The 14958-nt window shown below is 68.6% G+C and carries 11 protein-coding genes; 3 read left to right on the top strand and 8 right to left on the bottom strand.

Going from position 1 to position 14958, the window contains the following annotated elements; genetic code table 11:
• Positions 1–296: 296 nt before the first annotated feature.
• From agp to C1926_RS17125, 3 genes are all read right to left on the bottom strand, one after another.
• Positions 297–1517: a bifunctional glucose-1-phosphatase/inositol phosphatase gene (gene agp / locus C1926_RS17135; protein ID WP_108760747.1), complete on the bottom strand. Its 1221-nt coding sequence runs from the start codon at positions 1515–1517 to the stop codon at positions 297–299.
• A 119-nt stretch (positions 1518–1636) separates the two neighbouring features.
• Positions 1637–3469 (bottom strand): multidrug efflux ABC transporter SmrA, encoded by a 1833-nt coding sequence (smrA, locus tag C1926_RS17130; RefSeq protein ID WP_108760027.1) that lies wholly within the window; start codon positions 3467–3469, stop codon positions 1637–1639.
• Between the two features lie 112 nt (positions 3470–3581).
• Positions 3582–5156, bottom strand: coding sequence for a serine hydrolase (locus tag C1926_RS17125; RefSeq protein ID WP_108760026.1), 1575 nt, complete (start codon positions 5154–5156; stop codon positions 3582–3584).
• A gap of 110 nt (positions 5157–5266) precedes the next feature.
• Here C1926_RS17125 and C1926_RS17120 point away from each other — a divergent pair, with 110 nt between their 5' ends.
• Both C1926_RS17120 and C1926_RS17115 read left to right on the top strand, forming a co-directional pair.
• Positions 5267–5710: a VOC family protein gene (locus C1926_RS17120; RefSeq protein WP_108760025.1), complete on the top strand. Its 444-nt coding sequence runs from the start codon at positions 5267–5269 to the stop codon at positions 5708–5710.
• On the top strand, positions 5707–6570 hold the full coding sequence (locus C1926_RS17115) for a DUF72 domain-containing protein (protein WP_108760024.1): 864 nt from the start codon (positions 5707–5709) through the stop codon (positions 6568–6570). The genes C1926_RS17120 and C1926_RS17115 overlap by 4 nt, the downstream gene beginning before the upstream one ends.
• Here C1926_RS17115 and C1926_RS17110 read toward each other — a convergent pair.
• Complete coding sequence (locus C1926_RS17110) at positions 6491–7105, bottom strand: Pr6Pr family membrane protein (protein ID WP_108760023.1); 615 nt, start codon at positions 7103–7105, stop codon at positions 6491–6493. The two genes, C1926_RS17115 and C1926_RS17110, sit on opposite strands and share 80 nt — an antisense overlap.
• Positions 7106–7184: 79 nt before the next feature.
• On the opposite strand from C1926_RS17110, the gene C1926_RS17105 reads away from it, so the two are divergent.
• Complete coding sequence (locus C1926_RS17105) at positions 7185–8132, top strand: DMT family transporter (RefSeq protein ID WP_108760022.1); 948 nt, start codon at positions 7185–7187, stop codon at positions 8130–8132.
• A gap of 103 nt (positions 8133–8235) precedes the next feature.
• On the opposite strand, the gene C1926_RS17100 is transcribed toward C1926_RS17105, so the two are convergent.
• The 4 genes from C1926_RS17100 to C1926_RS17085 all read right to left on the bottom strand — a co-directional run bounded on the left by C1926_RS17100 (position 8236) and on the right by C1926_RS17085 (position 14919).
• A complete protein-coding gene (locus C1926_RS17100) occupies positions 8236–9306 on the bottom strand; it encodes a sensor domain-containing diguanylate cyclase (protein ID WP_108760021.1) in 1071 nt (356 codons plus the stop codon).
• Positions 9307–9394: 88 nt separating this feature from the next.
• A complete protein-coding gene (locus C1926_RS17095; RefSeq protein ID WP_079221222.1) occupies positions 9395–10117 on the bottom strand; it encodes a pseudouridine synthase in 723 nt (240 codons plus the stop codon).
• A gap of 34 nt (positions 10118–10151) precedes the next feature.
• On the bottom strand, positions 10152–11816 hold the full coding sequence (locus C1926_RS17090) for a sensor domain-containing diguanylate cyclase (RefSeq protein ID WP_108760020.1): 1665 nt from the start codon (positions 11814–11816) through the stop codon (positions 10152–10154).
• Between the two features lie 685 nt (positions 11817–12501).
• Positions 12502–14919: an EAL domain-containing protein gene (locus tag C1926_RS17085; protein WP_108760019.1), complete on the bottom strand. Its 2418-nt coding sequence runs from the start codon at positions 14917–14919 to the stop codon at positions 12502–12504.
• Positions 14920–14958: the final 39 nt, after the last annotated feature.

Raw genomic sequence — 14958 nt, 5'->3', positions numbered from 1 at the left:
GGTCCGCACTGCGGACAGGCTCATCCACGCATGGCGTGGATCTACTGCACTCCGGTGGTGGGTGCGGACCGTTGGTCCGCACTGCGGATAGGCTCATCCACGCATGACGTGGATCTACTGCACCCCGGTGGTGGGTGCGGACCGTTGGTCCGCACTGCGGATAGGTTCATCCACGCATGGCGTGGATCTACTGCACTCCGGTGGTGGGTGCGGACCGTTGGTCCGCAACGCGGATGGGTTCATCCACGCATGGCGTGGATCTACTGCACCCCATCCACGCATGGCGCGGATGGCATTCAATCCACCGCGCGATGCAGCAGGCGCTTGAACTGCACGTCACTGCATCCGTCCTGCCCACATCCGGGCAGCGCCAGCTCCACCCGTCCGGGCGGCTGTGCATCACTCAACGGCAGCGCATCACGCAACTGCATGCGGGTGGGATAGACATACACCAGCCGGTAGCGCGCTTCGCCGCTGTGCACGCGCCAGCGCTCGAACTGCAGCAGACCGCCGATCGGTGTTTTCTCAAGCTGGCCCGGCAGCGTGTAATCCGCGGCACCCAATGCCGCCAGCACGGCGCCGATGTTGGAATCGTGGCCGACCAGCAGGCTCACCTTCGGCGACTGCGGATCGGCGAACAGGCCATCAATGTGCGACAGCAGCGGCGCGGCCACGTCGCGTGCCACCTCCGGGGTGCCGAACAGGATGTCCTGGTAGCCGTTGCGGACCCGCGCCAGGGCCTGCCACTGGGCGTCGCCGTGCACGCGGCCCCAGCCTGCCGGTGTTCCGCTGCCATTCTGGTAGTCCTGCATCAGCAGCGCATCGACCATGCCGTTGGCCAGCGACAATGAACCGGAGGCCCCCGGCTCCCTGCCCGCTTCGACGCGGAAACGGCTGTCGCCGGCCTGCAGCGCGCACGGGCTGCGCCCGGCACAGGCTGGCGAGGATGCGTGTTCCACCACGCCCTCGACGACCTGCAGGTCCGGGCCCAGCCGTGCCTGCGATTCGGCCTTCTGCATGGCCCGCAGCGCGCGGCGCTGGAAGCCGGCGTCGTCGCGGTGGATCACCGGGTCGAACAGCGGGTCCATCGTGCCCAGCGGCCTGCGCTGTTGCACCGTGACGTGGCAGCCTGGAAACGCCCCGGCAACGAAGAACTGCGCGGTGGCCTGGGTGCGCTGCAGGCCGTTGGCCAGCGCGTGGAAATCGCCCTCCTGCGGGCAACCCGTTGCCGGCAGTACCTGCTGCTGGCGCAGCCATTGGCCGAGGTAGCGGCCCAGGTAGACCTCCAGTACGCCGCCCTTGGTGCTCAGCTCGCCGGCGGCAACGTCCCAGGTGGCCCACGCGTGTGGCGTGGCGTCGGCCAGCGCGCCCGAAGACACCAGCGGTGCGCGCAGGTTGTGGCGGCTGAGCAGGACGACCTGCTCGAGGGCTTCGCCTTCCACTGATGGCGATGCAGCGGCTGCGGTCGTGGCGACCAGTGCCAGCGCCAGCACCAGGGGGCGTAGAGAACGGATCATGCAGGTCTCCGGAAACATGCTGGGGTCAGAGCCCATTCCTGCGGAAAGGGATCTGACCCCAAGGGATGCATGGCTGGGGTCGGATCCCTCCCGCAGGGAGGGCTCCGACCCCGATCCCATCATTGATCGGCGGACACGAACCCACCGGTCTGCCGCGCCCACAGGCGCGCGTACAGCCCACCGGCGGCGATCAGTTCGGCATGGGTGCCGGTTTCGGCGATACGGCCCTGGTCCATCACCACCAGCCGGTCCATGCGCGCGATGGTCGACAGGCGGTGCGCGATGGCGATGACCGTCTTGCCGCCCATCAGCTCGTCCAGGCTGTCCTGGATCGCCGCTTCCACTTCCGAATCCAGCGCCGAGGTGGCTTCGTCCAGCACCAGGATCGGCGCGTCCTTCAGCAGCACGCGGGCGATGGCGATGCGCTGGCGCTGGCCACCGGACAGCTTCACGCCGCGCTCGCCGACATGCGCGTCATAGCCACGGCGCCCCTGCCCGTCCACCAGCGTGTCGATGAAGGCTTCGGCACGTGCCTTGGCCACGGCCGCGCGCAGCTGCTCATCGGTCGCGTCGGGGCGGCCGTACAGCAGGTTGTCGCGGATCGAGCGATGCAGCAGCGAGGTGTCCTGGGTGACCACGCCGATCTGCTGGCGCAGGCTTTCCTGGGTGACGTGGGCGATGTCCTGGCCGTCGATCAGGATGCGTCCGCTTTCCAGGTCGTAGAGGCGCAGCAGGATGTTGACCAGGGTCGACTTGCCGGCACCGGACGGACCGACCAGGCCGATCTTCTCGCCGGGCTTCACCACCAGGTCCAGCCCGGCGATCACCCCGCCCTTCTTGCCGTAGTGGAAGTGGATGTCCTGGAAGTGCACGCCACCGTGGGCCACCTGCAGCGGCACGGCGTCTTCGCGGTCCTGCACGGTCAGCGGCTGGGCGATGGTGGTGATGCCATCCTGCACCGTGCCGATGTCCTCGAAGATGCCGTTGATGGTCCACATGATCCAGCCGGACATGTTGTGGATGCGGATGACCAGGCCGGTGGCCAGGGTGATCGCGCCCACCGTGATGTGCCCGCCGTTCCACAGCCACAGCGCCAGGCCGCAGGTACCGGCAATCAGGAAGCCGTTGACGATGGCGATGGTCAGGTCCATGCCGGTGGTGATGCGGGTCTGCGCGCGGTGCTTGACCGCCAGCTCCTGGATCGACTCGGCCACGTAGGTCTGCTCGCGCCCGCCGTGGGCGAACAGCTTCAGCGTGGGGATGTTGGTGTAACCATCGACGATGCGGCCCATCGCCTTGGAACGTGCCTCCGACGCAATCCAGGCCCGTTCCTTCGCGCGCGGCACGAAGTAGGCCAGGATCACCGCGTAGGCCAGCAGCCACAGGATCAGCGGCACCATCAGGCGCCAGTCCGCCTGCGCGAACAGGTAGAGCGCGGTGCCGGTGTAGACCACGATGTACCAGAGCGAATCGACCATCTGCACGGCCGATTCGCGCAGCGAGGTGCCGGTCTGCATCACCCGGTTGGCGACGCTGCCGGCAAAGTCGTTCTGGAAGAAGCTCAGGCTCTGCCGCACCACGTAGTTGTGCATCAGCCAGCGCGAGCGGTTGCTCAGCCCGGGCACGATGGCCTGGTTGACCAGCAGGTTGTGCAGGCCGACCAGGATCGGCCGCGCGATGACCGTGATGAACAGCATCCAACCCAGTTCGTTGGCATGGCGCTGGAAGAAACCGGCACCGGGCTGCTCGGCGACCATGTCGACGATGCGGCCCAGGTAATCGAACATCGCCACTTCCACCAGCGCCAGCAGCAGGCCGGCGATGAGGGTGGCCAGCAGCACCGGCCACACCGGGCGCAGGTAGTGCAGGTAGAACGGCAGCACCTTCTGCGGCGGCATGCGGCCGTCCACGGGCGGGAACACCGGAATCAGGGATTCAAACCAACGAAACATCACATTCCCTCGCCAGATCAGCGCGGGGATTATCCCATGGCCGGTGTGTTCCCGGCGTTCGCCGGGCATGGCCCGGGTTCGTGGTCATGCCGGCCAGCGGCCGGCACGACCGTTACTCTTTGACCGGGGTGAACAGCAGGTCCTGGAAGTCGAAGCTGAAATCGGTCAGGTCCGAGATCGGCTGCATGCGCACTTCGCGCACCTTGCCGTCCGGGTCCAGGCTGAAGTTGACGAAGGCATCGGCGTTGAGCGAGCGGTCATCCCAGCGCACGATGAACGTGTCGTGCTGCCAGTGCTCCAGGCGGCCGCTCAACTGCGCCGTTTTGGCAAAACGCAGACGCAGGCCCTTGCCCTCTGCAGACACCACCATGTCGCCATACCAGCGGTCGCGGTACGTGGCGGCATAGCGCGCCAGCGGCAGCGACGGCGTGCTGCCCTTGGCGCGCTCGGCCTGGTGCTTGGCCCAGGCTTCATCAGCCTTGTCCTGCCCCTTGGCCACGCCATTGGCATAGGCGTCCACCCAGTCGTGCTTTTCGCCGCCCAGGTAGGCATCGAGCACGCTCAGGGTGATGGCATTGAATGCCGCGCCCGCTTCCTGGTTGGTCAGCACCACCACGCCCAGCTTGTGCCCCGGCACCAGGGTCAGGCGCGAAACCATGCCCGGCCAGCCACCGGTGTGCCAGACCAGCTTCTGCCCGCGGTAGTCGCTCAGGCTCCAGCCCTCGCCGTAACCGGCGAAGTTGGCGCGCGCCGGCTCCAGCTCGGGCACGCTCGGCGCCGCGATGGCCTGCGGCGTGATCATCTGCCACATCTCTTTCTGGGTCTTGGCACTGAACAGCGGCGTACCGTCGGCCAGCGTGCCCTCGGCCAGCTGCACCTGCATCCAGCGCGCCATGTCATGTGCGCTGGAATAGATGCCGCCGGCACCGGCGTTGTTCGACCAGGTCAGCGGCGCGACCGTGCGCAGGTCCTTGAAATCGTACTTGGCATGGCCGATCGCCGCGTTGTCACCGGCCTGCAGGTGGTCGGCGTTGTAGCGCGTGCCGGCCATGCCCACCTTGTCGAAGATGCGCGTCTGCAGGAACTGCTGGTAGCTCATGCCCGACACCTTCTCGATGACCTGCTGGGCCACCGCATAGAGGATGTTGTCGTAAGCGTAGCGCTCGCGGAAACCACCCTTCAGCGGCACCTGGCCGAGCCGCTGCACCACCTCGGCATTGCTGTAGGACGTGGTCGGCCAGAACAGCAGGTCGCCTGCCCCCAGGCTCAGGCCGCTGCGGTGCGAAAGCAGGTCGCGCAGGGTCATCTGCCCGGTCACGAACGGGTCGGACATGCGGAACGACGGCAGGTGGTCGATCACCTTGTCGTCCATCTTCAGCTTGCCGTCCTCGGCCAGCAGGTTCAGCGAGGTAGCGGTGAACGCCTTGGTGTTGGACGCGATGGCGAACAGGGTGTCGGCCTGCACGGGCGCCGGCTTGCCCAGTTCACGCACGCCCCAGCCGCGCTCCAGCACCACCTTGCCGTCCTTGACCACGGCCACGGCCACGCCGGGCACGTCGAACTGCGCGCGCACGCGCTCGACGGTCGCATCCAGGTCCTGCAGCTGCGCCGGGGTCGGCGCGGTTTCAGCGGCATGTGCCATCGTCGCGCAGGCCAGCAGCACGGCGCCTCCAATCCAGTTGTTCATCCAGCACCATCTCCGAACGGGGGTTGCGGCCGTGTGCAGGCCATCACCGGGGTTTCGCGCGATGGTAACGGCCAGCGGCCGATCCTGCCCTGTGCCATAGGAGGGGTGTCATGGCCCACAGCGATCCATCCAGCACCGGTTCCACCATCATCCCGTGCCTGCGCTACCGCAACGCACTGTCCGCCATCGACTGGCTGCAGCGCGCGTTCGGCTTCCATGCGCAGGCGGTGTACGCCGAAGGCGAAACGGTCTTCCACGCGCAGCTGGTGTTCGGCCAGGGCATGGTCATGCTCGGCTCGGCCAGCAACAGCGGTGAATGGTCGAAGCTGGCGGTGATGCCCGACGAGGTCGATGGGCGGCAGACGCAGAGCGCGTGCGTCATCGTTCCCGATGCCGACGCCCACTACGCGCGGGCCAAGGCCGCCGGCGCGCGCATCGTCATCGACATCGCCGACCAGGACTACGGCGGCAGGGGCTACGCCTGCGCCGATCCGGAAGGCTACCTGTGGTGGTTCGGCAGCTACGATCCCTGGCGCGCGGACCACGGCCAGTGACAGCCGCAGCGATCCGTTGCGGCATTGGCGGCTGGGTGTTTCCGGCGTGGCGCGGCGGGGTGTTCTACCCCGACGGCCTGCCGCAGCGCGAAGAGCTGGCCCACGCCAGCCACGCTCTGCGCTGCATCGAGATCAACGGCACCTTCTACCGCACACCCACCGAAGCGCAGTGCGCGCAGTGGGCTGCACAGACGCCGGATGGCTTCCGCTTTTCAATGAAGGCGCCGCGCTACCTCGTGCAGCGCCGCGATCTGTCGTCCACCGTCGAAGCGGCCGCACCCTTCCTGCAGGCCGCGCTGGCACTGGGTGACCGGCTGGGTCCATTGCTGTGGCAGTTCGACCCCAGGCACCCCGCTGACGCGGTGGCACTGGAAGCACTGATGGCTGCGCTGCCGCAGACCCTGCAGGGCGTGCCGCTGCAGCACGCGCTGGAAGTGCGCAACGCGCAGGTGCACGGGCCGGAGCTGGTGGCCGCCGCGCGCCGCCATGGCGTGGCCCTGGTGATCGAAGACAGCGACGAGGCACCGTTGCACGGCGATGTCAGCGCCGGCTTCGTCTACGCGCGCATCAAGCGCAGCCAGGCGCGCCTGCGCGAGGGCCTGCCACGCCCGCAGCAGCAGCGCTGGGCTGAACGCGCGCAGCGCTGGTCACGCGGCGAACCCGTGGACGACCTGCCCTGCCTCGCCGAGCCCGCCATGCCGCAGCCACGCGAGGTCTACCTGCTGTGCATCGGCGCGGGCAAGGCACGCAACCCGGCGGCGGCGATGGCCCTGCAGCGGCTCAGCGACGGCGCCAGCGATCCAGCGCCCACAGCAGGCTCCAGCCCAGCACGAACACGCCGGCCACCCGCAGCACGTTGAGCGCGAATGCCGCTGCACCGATCCGTTGCCATTCCAGGAACGGGTACGGTGCCTGGCCCAGCATGGCGGCCACCGCCATCGCCCAGCCCAGGTAGGCCACCGGCACCAGCAGCACCCTGCCCAGCGCGCGCCAGCGCAGGTGCCCGTGCGGCAACAGCAGCAGCCAGCCACCCAGGTACAGCAGCGGCACCGCGTAGTGCAGGCCCATGTCGACCCACCATTGCAGGCCGGTGGGCTGCCACAGCCCCTGGAGGGCCACCGCATAGACCAGGCTGGTCACGCCAATGCACAGCGCCAGCACCGCCGCCGGGGTCGCCCGCAGCGCTCGTCCCGACGCCAGCCACAGGCAGCCCACGCACACCACCAGGTTGCTGAGGATGGTGAAGTAGCCGAAGAAGCGCAGGGTCGCCGCGGCAATGCCGGCGCTGCCGCCGGGGCCGGTGACCAGCAACAGGTACTGCAGCAGCAGTGACGCGGCGGCGACCAGCGCGGTCAGCGCGGCCCAGCCCCGCAGCAGCGAACGGTCGGCAGGCATGCACGGGCTCCAGGGACAGGATGCAGCGGGCAGGCCACCGGCATCGCCGGCCGCCCTGCGCTTGCCGCACAATACACGGATGACGACCCCCGACACCCGCAAAGCGCTCTGGCAGATCCATTTCTGTGTCCTGTTGTGGGGCGTCACCGCCATCCTCGGCAAGCTGATCACCCTGCCGGCGCTGCCGCTGGTGTGGTGGCGCATGCTGCTGGTGGTGGCCATGCTGGCCCTGCTGCCGCGGGTCTGGCGCGGGCTGCGCACCCTGCCGCTGCGGCTGGTGGCCGGTTATGCCGGCATCGGTGCGCTGGTCGCCCTGCACTGGCTGACGTTCTATGGCGCGGTGAAGCTGGCCAATGCCTCGGTGGCCGCCACCTGCATCGCACTGGCGCCGGTGTTCACCTCCATCATCGAACCGTGGGTGGCCAAGCGGCCCTTCCAGGTGCGCGAGCTGGCCTTCGGCCTGGCGGTGCTGCCGGGCGTGGCCCTGGTGGTCGGCGGCGTGCCCGATGGCATGCGCATGGGCATGCTGGTCGGCGCACTGTCGGCGCTGCTGGTGGCGGTGTTCGGCTCGCTCAACAAGCGCATGGTCAGCCATGCCGATCCGCTGACGGTGACCGCGCTGGAACTGGGCGCCGGCACCCTCACCCTCACCCTGCTGGCGCCGGTGCTGCCGTACCTGCTGCCGGCGCTGGCCAGCCCCCTGTGGGTGGTGCCCGACCTGCACGATGGCATCCTGCTGCTGGTGCTGGCGGGCGCCTGCACGCTGCTGCCGTTCGCCCTGGCGCTGGTCGCGCTGCGCCATCTGAGCGCCTATACCGTGCAGCTGGTGACCAACCTGGAGCCCGTCTATGCCGTGCTGCTGGCGGTGGTGCTGCTGCGTGAGCAGCATGAAGTGACGCCGTGGTTCTACCTGGGCGTGGCGATCATCGTCGGTGCGGTGTTCCTGCATCCGCTGCTGAACCGCCGCAAGCCGGTGCAGCATCCGGAGATCCTGGGCACGGCCGAGGCGCGCAACATCGCCGAGTAAGGCGCTTTTGTAGAGTCGAGCCATGCTCGACTGTTCTCCGCGAGAATCAGCCAAGCATGGCTTGGCTCTACAGAAGAGCAGAAGCAGTCGAGCAAGCTCGACTCTACGGCGCCAGCTCCACCCGGTCGCGTCCGTTGGCCTTGGCCCGGTACAGCGCCGCGTCGGCGCGCGCCAGGGTCTGGTCGGTGGTTTCGCCGGCCTGGTGCTGGGCCACGCCGATGCTGACCGTCACCGGGAAACCCAGTGGCAGGTCAGCCACCGCCATGCGCAGGAACTCGCATTGCAGCTCGGCGGTGCGCAGGTCCACGTCCGGCATCAGCGCCACGAATTCCTCGCCGCCATAGCGCGCGGCCAGGCCGCGGCCGGCGAAGTGCGAACGCAGCAGCACGCCCAGTTCGGCCAGTACCCGGTCGCCGGTGGCATGGCCCTGGAAATCGTTGATGTGCTTGAAGTGGTCGATGTCCACCAGGGCCACGCAGGTCTGCCGCGGCTGGCCATCGGCGCTGGCCACCGCGTCCTGCAGGGCAGCGGCCATCGCGCGCCGGTTCGGCAGCCCGGTCAGCGCATCGGTGCGGCTCTGTTCGGTCAGGTCGGCGTTCTGCGCCAGCAGCACGTCGTGGTACTCGGACAGCAGGCGCTCGTAGTCATCGCGCTGCACCATGTGGCTCTGGATATCCAGCGCGAAGCGGCGCAGTTCCATCACCAGCATGACCTGGCGTGACAGCGCGGCCAGCGCCTCGGCCTTGTCCGGGGCCAGGTGCTGCGGGGTGGGATCGAACACGCACAGCGTGCCCAGCGGCAGGCCGTCGCTGCTGATCAGCGGCGCACCGGCGTAGAAACGCACGTGCGGATCGCCGGTCACCACCGGGTTGTCGTGGAAGCGGATGTCCTGCTGCGCATCCTCCACCACCATGAGCTCGCGCGGCTGCAGGATGGCGTGGCCGCACATCGATTCGCTGCGCAGGTTCTCGGTGGCGTCGATGCCCTGGATCGACTTGAACCACTGCCGTTCAACGTCGATCAGGGTGACGGCGGCCATCGACGTACCGCATACCGCCTTGGCGATGACCACCAGGTCATCGAAGGACTTCTCGCGCTGCGAATCGAGGATGCGGTAGCGGTACAGCGCGTCCAGGCGCTGGGCCTCGTTGGCAGGCTTGTCGGGCTTGATCATGCAGCGTCATGTTCCGGCAGGTCACTGCCGAGTCCAGCCGATGATGCAGCCCGCCAGCCGAGCATGGGCCCGGCTCTACAGGCGTCGGTTACCAGTCCTGCTGCTTGGGCAGCAGCCCGCGCAGTTCCTGCTCGGTCAGGTTGCGCCACTGCCCCGGCTTCAGCGCACCGATCTTGATGTTGTCGATGCGCACGCGGCGCAGCTGGGTGACGCGGTAATCGAACGCGGCGGCCATCAGGCGGATCTGCCGGTTCAGGCCCTGCTCGAGGGTGATGCGGAAGCCGAACTTGGCGATGCGCGAGGTGCGGCACGGCAGGGTCATCTGGTCGTGGACGCGCACGCCGCGGGCCATGCCGCGCAGGAATTCATCGGTGACCGGCTTGTTGACCGCCACCAGGTACTCCTTCTGGTGGCCGTTCTCGGCACGCAGGATCTGGTTGACGATGTCACCGTTGCTGGTCATCAGGATCAGGCCCTCGGAATCCTTGTCCAGGCGGCCGATCGGGAAGATGCGCTGCTCATGGCCGACGAAGTCGACGATGTTGCCCTTGACCGAGCTTTCGGTGGTGCAGGTCACGCCCACCGGCTTGTTGAGCACGATGTAGACGTGCCGGCGGGCGCCCGGCTTGCGGGCCACGCGCACCTGCAGCGGCTGGCCGTCCACCAGGACGGTATCGCCCTCGCCGACCACGGCGCCGGTACCGCCGGGGTGGCCGTTGACGGTGACCCGGCGGGCGGCGATCAGGCGATCGGCCTCGCGGCGGGAGCAGAAGCCGGTTTCGGCGATGTATTTGTTGAGTCGGGTGGTCATGGCCCCATTATCGGCCATCCCCGCCCCGCCCGGGTCACGCCGGCAGCAATGGATCGACGGTTTCGCCGTCGAAGACCCGGTTGCGGCCGCTACGCTTGGCCACGTACATGGCATGGTCGGCCCGCCGCAGCAGCGCGGCCAGGTCGTCCTCGCCCGGGCGCCACTGCGCCAGGCCGATGCTGGCGGTCACCTCCAGGCCCGGCACCTGCAGGTCCTGGCAGAGCTCGGTGATGCGCTGGCGCAGCTGCTCCAGGCGGGCGGCGGCCGTGTCGCGCGGCATGCCTGGCAGCAGCAGCAGGAACTCCTCCCCGCCCATGCGCACCACTTCGTCCTGGTTGCGCACGGCCGCGCGCAGGGCCTGGGCCACGGCCACCAGCACCTGGTCCCCGACCGCATGGCCGTGGCGGTCGTTGATGTCCTTGAACAGATCGATGTCGAGGAAGCCGATCACCAGCGGGCCGCCGTCGCGCTGCACCCGTTCCAGCTGCTGGGCGAGCTGCTGCAGGCCGGCGCGGCGGTTGGGCAGGCCGGTCAGCATGTCCGTCTCGGCCAGCTGGCGCATCTCGTCCCGCTGCTGTCGCAGCCGGCCCAGGCGCTGGTTGAGCGCGTAGGCCAGCATCATCAGCAGCCAAGTGACGGCCATCTGCAGCGATTCCACCCGGTATTCGAACAACCAGCGCGCGCGGGTGGCATCGGCCACCACCAGCACCAGCATCGGCGCCAGCGAGGCCAGCCCGGCCACGGCCCAGGCATCCCCGCGCAGGCGTGCCCACACGCCCATGGCCAGTGACAGCAGGCAGCCACCAATGAAGCAGGCCTGCAGCACCCGCGCGACGACGGCCAGGCTATCGCGCTGCAGCCAGGGCACCAGCACTGCGATGGCCATCAGACCGCCCAGCACCAGCTGCTGGGCCAGCCGCGAGCGTGGCAGCACGCGGTCACCGCCGTTGAGCCGCCACAGCGCCGGCAACACCAGCGCCAGCGTGGCCGCGGTCAGCGACAGCAACCACCACGGGCCGCGCTGGCCGACCGGCAACCACGGCTCGGGGTAGCCACTGAGACCGCCGAGGATGGACTGCCACAGCACCAGCACCACGGTGGCGGCGATGTAGAACAGGAAACTGCGATCACGCGTCGTCAGGTAAGCCATCAGCGCCGACAGTGCCAGGGCGATGGCCACCGCGATGCAGGCCGCGCGCACCAGCAGGCGCGCGGTGTCGTTCTGCTGCACGGGGCTGGGCGCGCCCAGCAGCAGCGTCGGCACCCAGCGTGCCTTCAATGGCCGCTGCCAGGACACCACGAACGGTTCATGGCTGCCGGCCGGCGGCACTGCGACCATGCCGATGCCGGCGCGGAAGCGCGAATCGCGGGTCCGCGCGTCGTGCATGTTGCCGCAGATCTCGCGGTCGCCGTGCTTGAGGCGCACTTCGCCGGCAAACACGTTGAACACATCCAGCGCTTGCGGCTCGCCGGACCACCCTCCGGGCGGCGCTTCGACGGTGACCTGCTGGCGGTCGCCGGACAGCATCTGCGGCGTGCAGGCACGATGGGGGGTGGGTTCATCGGTGGCGGCACCGACCAGCAGGTAATCGCGGCCGTTCTCGACCGTGCGCGCATGGCCGAGCCAGGGTGCGGCGAGCACCATCAGCAGGACGACCAGCACCGCCCCCGTTCCGTAACGCCACTGCCTGCCGACCACGCTACATCCTGTTTCTGCTCACGCCCGCGCCCGCTGCGCGTCGCCCCTGGCGGGCATTATCGCAGCGGAATGCGCCAGGAATGTGTAGGCCAATGGTGGTAGGTGGGGGGTGTTGGTTGGCAGGGCTTGCAGCCCTGCACCTGCAGAATCAACTTCAACTTCAACGGCAAAAGCTGGGTTCCTGTGGGTTGGCGGGGTGGGTCCGGTTGAGGGGGACGCCGTAAACCCATCCATGGGGGCTTGGTCGCGGCATCCATGCCGCTCACACCCCCTCAACCGGACCCACCCCGCCTTCGACAGACTTCCGCGATCTGTCAGAACAGCGTTCTGCTTTGGTGGGTGCCGACCGTTGGTCGGCACGGGGTCGGATATCGATGTCTGACAGATGTGTCGACCAAGGTCGACACCTGCCAACAGCCGCACGTCCCAGTAGATCCACGCCATGCGTGGATGAATTCATTCGATATCTGACAGATGTGCCGACCAACGGTTGGCACCCACCAACAGCCACCGGCCAACTGTCAGAGGCGGGGCGGTGTGGGTGGGCAGGACCGTTGGCGCCGGCGTGTCCTGCCCACCCACACCGCCCCGCCATCCCACGGAATGCCGCTCTTGATCTTGAGGTTGCCGGCCAGCGGCCGGCACTACCGCAGGTGCAGGGCTGCAAGCCCTGCCGAACACCCCCCTACCCCTGCGGGCCCGGGGTACCCACCAGACGCACCGGCCGCTGGTTGGCCAGCGTCAAACGCTCCAGCGGCTGCGGCCGCTCGATGGCATAGCCCTGCAACCCATCCACGCCCATGTCGGCCAGCGTCTGCGCCACCTCCGCCGTCTCCACCCACTCGGCCACCACCTCCATCTGCAGCTCGCGACCCAGCTCGCTGATCGCGCGCACCGTCGCCCGGCTCACCGCGTCGGTGTCCATGTCACGCACGAACGCGCCGTCGATCTTCAGGATGTCCGCCGGCAGCTGCCGCAGGTAACCGAACGAGGACAGGCCCGAGCCGAAGTCATCCAGCGCCATGCGGCAGCCGCGTGCCTTCACCGCGTCGATGAACGCACGCGCCTGGGTCAGGTTGCTGATCGCTGCCGTCTCGGTCACTTCGAAGCAGAGCTTGGCCGCCAGCGCGCGGTTGCGCTCCAGCAGGTCGCAGACGAAGGCCAGGAAGCTCGGCTCGGCGATCGACTGCGCCGATACGTTGACGTTGCACAGGCCCAGCTGGCGCACGTGCGCCGGGCACACCTGCAGGTGGCGGAACAGCAGGCCAAGCACGTGGCGATCCAGCGCCACGGCCATGCCATAGCGCTCCACCGCCGGCATGAACTGCCCCGGCATGTGCAGCGCACCGTCGGCATCGCGCATGCGTACCAGCACCTCGTAATGCAGGTAGCCCGGATCGCCGACCTTGGCGATGCGCTGGGCATACAGCAGCATGCGGTTCTCGGCCATCGCCCGGCTTACCCGCTGCAGGCGCTCGGCTTCATGGCGGCGTTCGTCCAGCGCCAGGCGGTCCTCGTTGAAGCAGTGGACGCGGTTGCGGCCGGCCTGCTTGGCGGCATAGCAGGCGCTGTCGGCCGCGCTCATCAGCCAGTTCACGTCCGGTGCGTCGGCAGTCACTTCCACCACGCCGATGCTGCAGCTCAACTGCGGGCTGCCTTCGCTGATCGGGAACGTGGCCTGGCCCAGGTTGCGGATCAGCCGCTGCAGTACGCGCTTGGCCTCGTCCTGGCTGGCGCGGCCGAGGAAGACCGCGAATTCGTCCGCACCCAGCCGCCCCACCCAGTCGCCATCGCGTACCGCGCCCACCAGGTATTCGGCGAACCCGCGCAGCATCTGGTCACCGGCGGCGTGGCCGAAGCTGTCGTTGACCAGCTTGAAGTGGTCCAGGTTGATGTAGCACAGCGCATGCGTGCCGCCCTCGGAACGGACCTGCAGCAGCGCCCGTTCCAGCAGCCGCTCGATCTCGCGGCGGTTGATCAGGCCGGTGAGCGGATCGTGGCTGGCATGGTGCTCGATCTCGCGGGCCAACGCATGGTTCTGGCTGACATCCTCGATGATCGAAAACACCGACAGCCGGCCGCCGGCGCTGCGCACGCCGGTGCCGCTCCAGCGGCCCCAGACCAGGCTGCCGTCGCGGCGGCGGAAACGCAGTTCGCCCGGCCGCAGCTGGCGGTCCCAGTTGATCCGCCCGTCATCGTCCAGCACCAGTTCGCCTTCCATCAGCAGGTCGCCCAGGGCCATCTGCTGCAGCACATCGCGCCGGTAGTCGAGGATGTCCGCCATGGCCTGGTTGGCCTCCATCACCCGCCCGGCCGCATCCAGCTTCAGCATGCCCACGTTGGCCTGGTAGAAGGCAGCGCGGAATCGGCTCTCATGCTCGGTCAGGTCCTTGCCGACGCGCCGCGCCAGGGCCACCGCCATCAGGGTGATGGCCAGCACCGAGAAGCCGCCGACGATCAGCGTGGCAATGCGCACCGTATGCGCCATGCGCAGCAGGGCCTGGGAGAACGCCTCGGCCTGCGACTGCAGCTGCAGGTCCACGTCGTGCACGCGCTGCATGTAGCGGTCGCGCACGCTGGGCTGCTGCAGCGCTTCCGGCGGGACGTTCTCCAGTTCTTCGATCAGCGCCTGCATGGCCAGCAGGTGCGCGTCGGTCTGCCGCCACAGCCGGGTGGCTTCGCGGAACTCGCCGAGGTCGCGTGCGTACCGGAAGGAGAAGATCAGCCGCGACACATCCGAACGCGCGTTGCCGCCGCGCAGGAAACCTTGGCGCGCCTGCGCCTCGTCCGGTTGCGGCTGCTCCAGCGCCAACCGCGCATGCAGATCGCCCAGCGGCACCTGCAGGGCGCGCCGGGCGTCCTCCAGGTCGTGCGCCGCCCCCCGCGCCAGATAGCGGCTGAGCGCAGCGGTGGCATCCTGCTGGCCGCGCGACCAGTGCCCCTGGCCCGCAATCCAGGCGGTGGACGCCGCCTGCAGTTCCTGGATCAACGCGGACAGGCCGACCAGTCCGATCGCCATGCCCGTCAACAATGCGAACCGCAGCCCCAGCCCACGGGTCATCGGCACCCGGTGCTGATGCTGCTCCTTGCCACCTCTACCCATCCCGGATCCCCCCGAATGTGCCGTGACAGCCTCCTTGTC

This window comes from Stenotrophomonas sp. ZAC14A_NAIMI4_1 (assembly GCF_003086915.1).
Taxonomy (GTDB): domain Bacteria; phylum Pseudomonadota; class Gammaproteobacteria; order Xanthomonadales; family Xanthomonadaceae; genus Stenotrophomonas.
Note: the sequence above shows the minus strand (reverse complement) of the source record. Positions and strands in the feature narration are given on the sequence as shown.